General features: G+C 36.3%; 7 protein-coding genes. 5 read left to right on the forward strand and 2 right to left on the reverse strand.

The genetic code is table 11. The features are described from left to right. Positions 1-206 precede the first annotated feature (206 nt). The 4 genes from rnc to HMPREF2933_RS07135 all read left to right on the forward strand — a co-directional run bounded on the left by rnc (position 207) and on the right by HMPREF2933_RS07135 (position 7298). A complete protein-coding gene (rnc, locus tag HMPREF2933_RS07120) occupies positions 207-905 on the forward strand; it encodes a ribonuclease III (protein ID WP_003025140.1) in 699 nt (232 codons plus the stop codon). Further along, on the forward strand, positions 896-4429 hold the full coding sequence (gene smc / locus HMPREF2933_RS07125) for a chromosome segregation protein SMC (RefSeq protein WP_024051856.1): 3534 nt from the start codon (positions 896-898) through the stop codon (positions 4427-4429). The genes rnc and smc overlap by 10 nt, the downstream gene beginning before the upstream one ends. Positions 4430-5221: 792 nt before the next feature. Continuing rightward, a complete protein-coding gene (locus HMPREF2933_RS07130; RefSeq protein WP_003047214.1) occupies positions 5222-5740 on the forward strand; it encodes a ClbS/DfsB family four-helix bundle protein in 519 nt (172 codons plus the stop codon). A gap of 256 nt (positions 5741-5996) precedes the next feature. Continuing rightward, entirely contained in the window at positions 5997-7298 is a 1302-nt protein-coding gene (locus HMPREF2933_RS07135) for a hypothetical protein (RefSeq protein ID WP_003047216.1), read from the forward strand. 567 nt (positions 7299-7865) lie between these two features. Here the strand turns inward: HMPREF2933_RS07135 and HMPREF2933_RS07140 are convergent. Further along, positions 7866-8489: a YczE/YyaS/YitT family protein gene (locus HMPREF2933_RS07140; protein ID WP_001872998.1), complete on the reverse strand. Its 624-nt coding sequence runs from the start codon at positions 8487-8489 to the stop codon at positions 7866-7868. Positions 8490-8806: 317 nt separating this feature from the next. Further along, positions 8807-10051: a YSIRK-targeted surface antigen transcriptional regulator gene (locus tag HMPREF2933_RS07145; protein ID WP_025195529.1), complete on the reverse strand. Its 1245-nt coding sequence runs from the start codon at positions 10049-10051 to the stop codon at positions 8807-8809. A 238-nt stretch (positions 10052-10289) separates the two neighbouring features. Between HMPREF2933_RS07145 and HMPREF2933_RS07150 the strand changes: the two genes are divergently transcribed. Beyond that, positions 10290-12162, forward strand: a 1873-nt coding sequence (locus HMPREF2933_RS07150; RefSeq protein WP_070672701.1) for a lectin-like domain-containing protein, incomplete at its 3' end; no start/stop codon positions are given.

Consider the following 12162-nt stretch of genomic DNA (forward strand, 5'->3'; position numbering starts at 1 on the left):
AAAGCGAAACTTTTGCCAACCTTGCTGTACTCTTTGTTGCTGACTTCGTTGATTACACCTGCAACTTCAAAAGCTCTACTTGAACTTTTGCTCCCCCGCAGCTTGCTTTCTAGTTCCAATTGTCTGGGAGACAGCTGGAGGTGATTGTCAAATTTTTGATGTTCATTAAGTATTAAAAGAAAAAGTTCTTCTTGAAAGGAGAAAAAATGAGAGATTTACATAAAGTTTTGAGTCAGCAATTTGGAATTGTCTTCCAAGATGAAAAGTTGCTGGAGACAGCTTTTACACACACTAGCTATGCCAATGAGCACCGCCTCTTAAACATTTCACACAATGAGCGCTTGGAATTTTTAGGAGACGCTGTTCTGCAATTATTGATTTCAGAATATCTGTATAAAAAATATCCGAAAAAACCAGAAGGGGACTTGTCAAAACTTCGCTCAACCATTGTACGTGAAGAGAGTTTGGCTGGTTTTAGTCGAGATTGCCAGTTTGATCAATTTATCAAATTAGGTCGTGGCGAAGAAAAGTCAGGTGGGCGTAATCGGGATACCATTCTTGGGGATTTATTTGAAGCCTTTTTAGGAGCTTTGTTGCTAGATAAGGGAGTGGAAGCGGTCAAAAACTTCCTGTATCAAGTCATGATTCCAAAGGTAGAAGTTGGAGACTTTGAGCAGGTGGTTGATTACAAGACCAAGCTACAAGAACTGCTCCAAGTCAATGGTGATGTCGAGATTGTCTATCAAGTCATCTCTGAGTCCGGTCCAGCTCATGCTAAAGAATTTGCTGTAGCGGTATCTGTTGATGGCAGAACGGTTGGACAAGGTCAAGGACGCTCGAAAAAATTAGCAGAGCAGGAAGCTGCTAAAAATGCATTTGAAAAGGAAAGTCATTCATGTATTTAAAAGAAATTGAAATTCAAGGTTTCAAATCTTTTGCAGATAAGACCAAGGTAATATTTGATCAGGGAGTGACAGCAGTCGTTGGACCAAATGGCTCAGGAAAGAGTAACATTACTGAAAGCCTGCGTTGGGCACTGGGAGAGTCCAGTGTTAAAAGTCTTCGTGGCGGGAAAATGCCAGATGTTATTTTTGCGGGGACTGAAACTCGCAAACCACTGAATTATGCTTCTGTTGTTGTCGTTTTGGACAATAAAGACCGTTTTATCCAGCAAGCTGCAGATGAGATTCGTGTGGAGCGTCATATTTATCGCAGTGGGGATAGCGAGTATAAAATAGACGGCAAGAAGGTACGTTTACGAGATATTCATGATTTGTTTATGGATACAGGGCTTGGGCGAGATAGTTTTTCCATTATTTCTCAAGGAAAGGTGGAAGAAATTTTCAATAGCAAGCCAGAGGAGCGCCGTGCCATTTTTGAAGAAGCGGCTGGCGTACTGAAATACAAGACGCGGCGCAAGGAGACTGAAAGTAAGCTCAGCCAAACACAAGATAATCTAGATCGGCTGGAAGACATTATTTATGAGCTCGATAGTCAAGTGAAGCCTCTTGAAAAGCAAGCTACGACAGCTAAGCAGTTTTTGAAATTGGATGAGGAACGCCGTGCTCTTTATTTGGGTGTATTGATTGCTCAAATAAAGGGAAATAAAACACAGCTGAATGATACTGAAGAACGGCTTGTGGGGATTCAGCAATCTTTGTCTGCTTATTACAGCAAACGTGACCAGCTAGAGCAAGAAAATGCTCTTCTGAAAGAAAAACGCCATGATTTGCAAAAACAAATGGCAGATGACCAAGTGAGTTTGCTTGAACTAACCCGCCTCATCAGTGACTTAGAACGCCAAATCGAAGTTTCCAAATTAGAATCTAGTCAAGCTGCCAACAGTCGGAAGGAAAATGAGGAACGCCTGAAAGGATTGACAGAAAAATTAGAGGCGGTTCAAACAGAATGGCAGGGGAAAGACGAGCAGTTGATTGATTTTGATGTAAAATTGGAACGAAATCAACAAGCGATTCATAAATTAGAAGCTGAAATTGAGGCATTTTCGGATGATCCTGACCAGATGATTGAAAAATTACGTGCTGAATTTGTCCAATTGATGCAGGAAGAAGCGGACTTATCCAATGACTTAACTGCTTTAGAAAGTCGCTTAGCCAACGAATTACAATTATCTGAAAGCAAACAAGTAGAATTTGCTAAGTTAAAAGAAAATTTAAAGAATCTTCAAATCAACGAGCAAAGTCAACTGGAAGATTTAGCAACAGCTCGGCAGTCGGTTCAGCAGTTACTGACAGATTATCAGGCACAGCTAAAGCAAGTGCAAACTGTAAAAACGAATTATCAGCAAAACCAAACGGCAATGTTTGATTTAATGGATGATGTAAAAAATAAAAAGGCGCGTGTTGGTAGTTTAGAAGCTATTCTGAAAAATCACAGTCATTTCTATGCTGGGGTTAAAAGCGTTCTTCAAGAAGCAGAGTGTCTGGGCGGTATTATCGGTGCTGTTAGTGAAAAATTGAGCTTTGATTCGCATTACCAGACAGCACTTGAAATTGCACTTGGAGCAAGTAGCCAGCATATTATCGTAGAGGACGAACAAGCTGCGACACGAGCAATTGAATTTCTGAAACGCAATCGAACAGGACGGGCAACTTTTCTGCCACTGACAACGATTAAAGCGCGGCATTTACCAGATCATCATCAAGGAAGCATTGAAAAAAGCACTGGTTTTCTTGGTTTGGCTTCGTCTTTGGTGCGCTATGATAAGAGTTTGGAGCATATTTTCCAAAATTTGCTAGGTACAACAGCCATTTTTGATACGGTAGAAAATGCGCGAGCAGCCGCTCGCAAAGTTCGGTATCAAGTACGAATTGTCACGCTGGATGGAACAGAACTGCGGACAGGCGGTTCTTATGCAGGTGGCGCTAATCGAAATAACAATACGATTTTCATCAAGCCGGAGCTAGACGCTTTACAAATGGAACTTTCTGAGAAGAATGCGACTTTAGCAGAGCAAGAAAAACAAGTGGAAGATTTGCACACGCAGCTAAGCCAAGCCAACAGTCTGTTAGAAGAAATAAAAGTAAGTGGTGAGGAAGCACGATTAGCAGAGCAAAAGGCTCAAATGGCTTATGAGCAAACGCACAAACAGGTTGAAGACTTATCTGAGCTCTTAGTGCTGCAAGAAAGAGAGTTATCTCGTGAAGTTCTTCCTGATATGGCGGAGCAAAAAGAAAAGTTAGTCAATCGCCTTGCAGAAATTGAGCAAGATAAATCCGAAACAGAAGCCGAGATTGAGCAGATTAAGTCGGATAAAGATGCTGTTCAAGCACGTTTAGACAAGCTAACAGCCCGCTTATCTGAGCTTCGTTTGGCTCGTACCGAGCTGACGGGGCATCAGCGTTACGTTCAGACGGATCTCACGCGTTTGTCTAATGAAAAATCTGAATTGGACAAAGGGATTTCAACTTTACAATTTCTAATGGAGCAAAAGGAAGAAAACGCTTCAAAAGTGGATATTGCTGTTTTAGAAGAGCAATTAACACAGGCTATACAGGAAAAGACAACTTTGAACCAAGCTACCATTCGTCGTCAGTTTGAACTGGACGATTTGGAAGGGCAAGCAGAGGATCTTACTAGTCATCTGGAACAAGCCCGCCAGCAAAATGAGGATCTGATTCGCAAACAGGCAAAAGCAGAAGCTGAAAAAGATAAGATTGCAGATGTCTTGCGTCGCCTTTTGACGAATTTGACAGATGACTATCAAATATCTTTTGATGAAGCTAGTAAACAGGCTCGTCCACTAGAAAATCTTACGGTTTCTGAAACTAAGGTTAAGGACTTAGAAAAGGTTATTCGGGCTTTAGGACCAGTCAATCTTGATGCGGTAGAGCAATTTGAAGAAGTCAGTCAACGACTGCATTTCCTCAATACTCAAAGAGATGACGTACTCTCTGCGAAAAATTTGCTTTTGGAAACCATTGAAGAAATGAATGACGAAGTAAAAGAACGCTTCAAATCAACCTTTGAAGCGATTCGTGAGAGCTTCAAAGTGACTTTCAGACAGATGTTTGGTGGCGGTTCAGCGGACTTGATTTTGACCGAAGGCGACCTGTTGACTGCGGGGGTAGAAATTTCGGTTCAACCGCCCGGCAAAAAAATCCAATCACTCAATCTGATGAGCGGAGGAGAAAAGGCGCTATCAGCCTTAGCATTACTCTTCTCCATTATTCGTGTCAAGACGATACCATTTGTCATTTTGGACGAGGTGGAAGCTGCACTTGACGAAGCTAATGTCAAACGTTTTGGCGACTATCTTAATCGCTTTGACAAGGACAGCCAGTTTATTGTGGTAACACACCGTAAAGGAACGATGTCCGCAGCAGACTCTATCTATGGGGTAACCATGCAAGAGTCCGGTGTATCAAAGATTGTCTCCGTAAAATTAAAAGATTTAGAAAGTATGTAAAATGAATATAAAATTAGTTGCAACAGAAATAAGAAGAAGTTAATTGATACAATTTAACGTAATAAAATCCTTGAAATCAGCAAATTTCAAGGATTTTTTGGTGATCTTATGGATAGCATTGAGGAAATAAAACTTTTTAGAGGAGTTGAGTTTGGCTCTCAGCATTGTAATCGTTAAATAGTGTCAAATCGTTAAATAATGTGATATTACCAAATACGCATCATGTGGAGGTAGTCGGACTGCTGGTGAGAGAGGGATAAAGCCCACCGTTTCAGGGTTTAGAAAAGCCTTGATTTCAAGCCTTTTTTGAATTTTTTGGTGAAGTATCAATCAAACAATCTGAAGTGAGGTAGTTGGATTGATAGCGGTAAAGTATAAAATTTATTCCCACATACGCAGAGGGGGTGCAAAATGTTCTGACAGGTAGGGTGTCTGTGGGAATAGTTTTGCCCCCACTTTTTTGATTTTCTGATATCACCAAGATGGTCGATAGAAGTGTGAGTTCTATATGTTGATACTACATATTTTAAAGTTAGTATTTTTAAATCAGTAAAATAATATCCTTATTTTAACATTTAGAGAAAAGTAGTATAATAATAGAAAAGAAGAGAGTTCGTGGTTGTTAATAGATATAATCTTGTTTACAATCAGAATATTTCTGAGAATAGTCACTGCCTTTTAAAAGCTTCATTCGTAAAAGGTATAGAAATATAATATTTTTTGAAGAGGTAAAGGAGAAAATAAGATCTGTTTAATTTAGGGTACTGATAAATCAGAATGGAGGTGATTTTTTTGCGAACATACGAAAATAAAGAAGAGCTGAAAAAAGAAATAAGTAAAGCATTTGAGAAATATATTTCAGAATTTAATAATATTCCGGAAACCTTAAAAGATAAAAGAGTTGATGAAGTTGATAGAACTCCAGCTGAGAATCTTGCTTATCAGGTTGGATGGACAACTTTGATTCTTAAATGGGAAGAGGATGAAAGAAATGGACTTCAAGTTAATACGCCATCAGATAACTTTAAATGGAATCAACTAGGCGACTTGTATCAATGGTTCACAGATACTTACGCTCAATTATCTCTACAAGAGCTAAAAGCCAAACTAAATAAAAACATTAATTCTATTTATGCCATGATTGATGCACTAAGTCAGGAAGAATTATTTAAACCACATATGAGAGAATGGGCTGATCAGGCGACTAAAACAGCGACTTGGGAAGTATATAAGTTTATTCATGTTAATACAGTTGCACCTTTTGGAACTTTCAGAACAAAAATCAGAAAATGGAAGAAGGTAGTATTATAATTGTAGCTTGTAAAATAAAAATTTCATAAAATTGTTTACTAGAGGCGATAAAGAAAAACTATCGTCTTTTTTTATAAATCCTACTTACTTCATTGAACTATCCTTTATTTAATACTATATAGTGCTATCATGTTACTTCATTCAATATTTTAAAAATAATATGTTTTTGACTACATAATATTGAAATAATATTTTTTATTTTACTTTTCTTAAGCTAAGCGCTATATTATTACCATAAATAGTTGGAGGTATTACAATGGTAAATCAAGTTAATAATTTAACTGAATTCATCGAAGCAATAAAAATTGAAAACAATGATATTTATGTCGCTTCATCTATCCTTATTCCTTATTCTGTGACACTTTCAGCGGGAGTAAGTATTCATGGTTCTAGAGATAAAGGAACCATGTTAAGTTTTCCAAATAGTGATGGGATTGCTTTAACAAAAAATAATAAGCTTTCAGACTTAATTATTCAAAGCATCTCTAACCAAAGAGCGATTTACATTTCATCAAGTGACGAAGATTTATCTACAATGACTTTAGAGAAGCTCACAGTAACTGGTCAGGTTCAACTATTAACACGCGCACCAAATAAAACTATGGAACTGATTATTGATGACTTAGACATCCCATTTAGCGACTCCAGAAATCGTTCCGAAAAGCCACTAAAATATGGAGTCGTCGTCCAACAAGGGGCTTTAACTATCTTTAATTATAATCAAGACAGTGCATCAACCATATCAGCCGATATTAAAAACGTTTCAATTGGTCGTAAGAATGCCCCTGTATTAGGATCAGGTGTTTTTATTGCAGGTTTTAATGAAACAGGTGGTTCTGTAGAAGTTAAGGAATTAGTAACTAAAGATATTTATTCAAATGGTATGATTCCTTTTGGTCAGCCTAATATGATTACAGGAGGAATATTCATTTTAACCGGCGCTCATGCTCAATCAATTCACTCTCAAGGAACAGTTACCACCTACGGTGTAAACGATATGGTCTTAGATGTATGGGGTGAAGTGGATAGCTGGATTACAGAAAAACCTATTGAAAGCTTTGGAACTTCTGGCATTGGATTTGTCAATTTTGGGACAGTGCATCGTTTTCAAGCCAATGATGCAGTTGTGACTTACGGCTCAGGAGCACGGGGGTTTAATCAATATGATGGTACAATAGATTTTGCCTCATTTAAGTCAATTACTACTTACGGAGATGGTTCAATTGGAATGCAGTTTTCAAAACCAGTGGGAGAGATTATTATTGAAGATTCTATTACTACATCTGGTGATGTTGGAGATTCCTTAGTAAAAGGTGAAATTCAATCCCTTAAGGCAATTGCTTTATCCCTACAACCTGGCGGTGAGATAGAAAATCTTAGTGTTGGTAAAAACATTGCAACTAAAGGTAAACATGTCCACACCATTGAAATTAAGCAAGATGCTTTTCTTCATGATTTTTCAATAGGCGGAGAGATCAAACAAGAGGGAAATGACAATCCAAAGGTTATCATAGAAGAAACACTTTCTGCAGATATAAAAGCTTTACTAGATAAATAACTAGTTCTTAAAAAATATTCCCCCAACTAAATAATGACTTGCATCTCAAAAGTTAGACAGAAAATCTAACTTTTGGGATTGGACCTGGTTAAATAATGTGGACACAAAATTAAGTGGAAACGAGGAAAATAATCAAGTCAAGAAAACATTTGATAAGGCGTTTAAATTAGCTGTTGTTAAAGTTTTCTTGAGGCGGAGTAGTCTGTAAAAATCGTTGGAGAAGCTTTAGGAATTCATCCAAATGGTTTCGTTGGTTTCAAGAATATGAAATAGATGAAGAAAGAGCGTTCCCAAGACATGGGAGCGCTCTTTGTCATGGTCATGCTCAATTTGAGAAAAAACTTGGAAAATAAGATATTACAAGAGGAATAGAGTCTGAAAGAAATAGTCTTTAATTAGCTTAACTTTTTGTCTATTATTGCTTGATATGTCCAAAGTTCTTTCACTAATTATTGTCCAACTTTTTGGAATCAGTAGAATAATTAGTAAAGTAGCATTTTGTTGATTATTTTTTTAACCCAAACATCATACTAGAAAGGTTTAAATCTATGAATTGTTAGTAGCATACTACTTTAATTTGTCAAGGCTATATGTAATCATTGACACACAAGGAGCTGTGAATACTGTTGCAAGAAGTGTCCCTTCGCGTATTCCCAAAAAGGGTCTCGATAATAGAAACGAAAGGATTAAAGCCGTGAACACCATGGATAAATCTGACCACAGTTTGACTTTTGCGAAAGGTAAGTGAAAATGCTTTGCTATTGTTTGAGGTAATCCTTCTCCAGGCATTAAAATAAAATCTGCTTTAACTTCAATAACTACACCCAGCGCTAAAATAACTATACTAATCAATAGTAAGCTAATCTTTAAAAAATAATTGTCAAATGGAGGAAGTATTTTCAAAAGGTTAACATAACAATTGATAAAATATCCAAATATAGCGCCAGGGAACATTTGAATACAAATATTGAAAAGCTTAACTTTATTTATTTGATGACCAACAATTATTATTTGTAGAATAATCAAAAAAAGCATAAACAACAGCATGTATAACCCTATCGATTGTTTCCATACTTCTGATAGAACATTGGGAATAGAGGCAATAGGAGAAGTTCCCAATTGTGAGACTTTGGATAAGGCAACAGCTAAAGCCATAATATTGATACCAATCATAAATCGTAAAAATTTCAACTTAATCATCCTTTCCCATATGAGAAACATTCATTTATCAAATCTAATGACGATTGAGAGGTAATTGAAAGCAAACAACAACTTAATTATATACCTTTAATAAGTTTACGTAAACCATAATACAGAAATTAGTTTAAACCAACTATGTAGCATATCGAATTAGTTGAAATGAATATTTTATAACATTAGGTATATCATTGAATGGGATAATAGTAAGTTTCCATTTATTTTGCCATTGTCAATTGTAGTGGGTGATACCATTGGCAGTAGTTATAGAGTTTTTTTATATAGAAAAAGATCCAGAGAGGAGCCTGTCATCAGTGGCTCTCCTCTGGATCTTTTTGAGTCTGTCCTTTACTGGTCTGCTGACTCGCCAAATTATTTTGCTGCGCATACTTTAATGGACTGATCCCAACCACTCTTTTGAAGGTACGTGAAAAATTAGCTGATGTTGAGAATTGGAGTAATTCCGCAATGTGAGCCAATGTTTTTCCTTCCTCTAATAACTGTTTAGCCACTTCAATTTTTAAATGAAGAAAATATTGTAGAATGGTCATGTGCTTTTCTTGTTTAAATAACTTTCGTAATTTAGATTCACTCATGTGAAACTGTCTGGCTATTTCCGCAGTCTTAATAGCTCGATTGAGGTTATTTTCAAGATATTGAATAACCCCAATAACTGTTTGAGAATATTGTGATACTAGTTTTTGTTTAATCCCCGACACTTGTTGAGTGTAAAATAGAATAGCTGTATCGCGTAACTTCAAAACAGCGTGTAATGATTGAGCTTGTTCTGTTTCTGTAACAAAGCGATCTCGCGATTGATAGGCTGTCTCAATATCAAGGCCAGAGTGAACAGCTCCTTGAGCTAAACGATCATAAATCATAATAGAGTAATTCTTTTCGGACCGTAATTCATCGCCACTTAACGTAGCAGAAACGGCATTGCTTAATTGACTTACAGTTTCTCTTAAAAGCTCTTCCTTCCCAGATTTAACAGCTTGTAAAATCCTAGTTTCATACTGGTATTGATAAGTATAGGTATTACTATTTTCGACAGACAACTGTTTGATTTTATTTAAATCAAAAGCATTGCTCCACCCTTTTGTATAGTGATGTAAAGGGGCTGACAACAAATCTTCAATTTTCCCAGTTAAACAATAGTTAACTAAAATAAGTAGCTCTCTAATTTGACTGAGGGGGAAGAAAGGAAGTTGAACCAACTTCTCAAAGAAATAATTTTGTTCATCGTTCTCAATATGAGCTTCGTTCATTTTCCTTTTAAAGAGTAAAGGATCAATGGCATTACTCCTCCAAGGACCAATAATGACGTAGTGATTGTCTGTGCGAAGAGCAAGGAACAATTCTCCCATAAACCCATAGTGAAATAAGAAATTCTCTTTGGTTTTACTAAACTCATTTAAGATAAGATGATGGTCATAATAAAGAGAAACGGTTTTATCTGATTTATACTCTGTTAGAACTGTAAAGGATCTGTCACAAACGGTAATAGATAATTTTAAAGTGCTATGTAATGATTTTAACAGTAAAGAGTTTATGATGAGCACCTCCTCTTTTTGATTTATAGTAATAATTCTAAAAAAGATTCTAAGAAAGTCAATAGATATCACCTCTAAAAGTTAAAAATACCAAAAATGATCAAAAAAATTAAATACGCTTTATTAGAAAAAAAAAAAACACATGAGAAAATATAAATAAATAGAGATATTCTAATCAAACTCCTAAACAGGTAGACTTAATTTTGTATAAAAATATACAAAATAAAAAAGGAGACTACGTATGTTTAGTAAGGCAAGAGGGACACAATACGATGCTTCACAGACGAAACAACGCTTTTCGATTAAGAAGTTTAAGTTTGGTGCTGCTTCTGTATTAGTCGGGTTATTATTTTTAGGAATGAATAGTCATTCTGTTTTGGCGGATGAGTCAAGTGCTATGAGTGCAGAGGTAACACAAGCGGCTGAAGTAACCTCAGTGGACAATACAATTAATTCAGATACTGTAGTTTCAGCAGGTCATACAGAAAATATAAATCCTGATGATGTGGTTAAAATTTCGGAATCTGGTATCAGTGAAGACTCTAATATCTCATCAGAAGATACAGATAAAGTTAATGATTTGGGAGAAACTGTAAGTGAAAAAGATATTACTGTACCTCCTGTAAATACAATGCGTTCTATAGATGATGCTGATGAAAGTTTGGAGAAAGCTAGTGTTGATAATAATAGGGGAAGCGAAGTATCTGGTGAACATCAAAATAAGGAAGAACAGGATACGGTATATACCCTTCAGGATACTCCAAACAAGCAGGAGTACTCAGATAAATATCAGTTACCTTCAAGAGATAGTGTAGATAAACCAAAAGTAAGGTCACGTCGTTCATTAAATTTATCTGATAGAGAATCTAGTAGTCAAGAGTTTCCATTGGGATCTGCTGAGTATGTGGATAAAGCTCATCTAATTGTCACTAAAAATAATATGGTTGACCACTTTGAAGTTAGAGGAACAGCACATGGTGATGACCAAAATCCTGTTGTACTAACTGAAGATGTTTCAGGTCAAGCTGGAAGTTTACTTTTGAATAAAAGAATTGATATGAATGAATCTTTTAGACTAGAAGGTAGATTAAGTTTAGGTGATAAATATGAAGGATACAACGTTGGTGGAAGAAGCGGTGGAGATGGAGTTTCTTTTGCTTTTACTTCAACTGCACCAGGGACAATTGGACTATCAGGAGCGAGTATTGGATTAGGTGGCCTTCCAAATTCTTTTGGGTTTAAGTTCGACACATGGCATAATACCTCAAACCCTAATGTAAATCAGAAAGCAGGAGCGGATCCTAAGTTTAGTGGATATCAAAATGGGGCTTTTGGTGCCTTTTATGGCACAGATGTTAGTGGAAAAGCAATTACATTGTTGCAAGATGCTCGAAGATTAGAGTCACAACCGCATAATAACGAATTTAAAAATGTGATTGTTGATTATAATGGACAATCAAAGGCTATGACAGTGACATATGATGGACAAATATTCACAAAAAATATTCAAACCTATTTAGATAAAAGTAGACTAACTACTAACCAGGCTAAGGGAAGAGAAGAGTTGGGCTTTGCGATTTTTGCTTCTACTGGGTCAGGAACAAATTTACAACAATTTGATTTAACTAGGTTTGAGTATTCTTCAGGTGGTAGCTATATAAAATTATTGTATGTTGATGATTCAACTGGAAATGTTATTAAAGAAAAGCTATACTCAGGTCTGACTTATCAATCTCTAGATTTGTCGGATAAATTGATGTTACCTAATTATACATTTAAGAGGACTAATGCTCCTACTGCAGTAGGATATCAGGACAGTAACACAATTAATTTCAATTCAGGTATTCAAACTATTACCTATACTTATAAAAAGGTTGAGAAAGAAGAATTACAACGACTTTTAGATAATGATTCTAATTTGAAGTTAACTGATATATATGTTAATGCAGATAAAACAAAACAAACGGCTTACGATGATTCTATCAAAAAAGGTCAAGTAGTAGTAAACGATAGTTTTACAAGCCAAGATAAAGTAGATGATGCAGTTAAGATTATAACTGATAGTATAGTTGCTCTAAGAGTTTCCGCAGCTGAAGCAGCCGTGAAAGCAGCCG

This window comes from Streptococcus sp. HMSC066F10 (assembly GCF_001813805.1).
Lineage (GTDB): Bacteria > Bacillota > Bacilli > Lactobacillales > Streptococcaceae > Streptococcus > Streptococcus vaginalis.

Coding starts and splice junctions, on each gene's coding strand:
- smc (WP_024051856.1), top strand. CDS start 896: ATGTATTTAAAAGAAATTGAAATTCAAGGTTTCAAATCTTTTGCAGAT.
- rnc (WP_003025140.1), top strand. CDS start 207: ATGAGAGATTTACATAAAGTTTTGAGTCAGCAATTTGGAATTGTCTTC.
- HMPREF2933_RS07135 (WP_003047216.1), top strand. CDS start 5,997: ATGGTAAATCAAGTTAATAATTTAACTGAATTCATCGAAGCAATAAAA.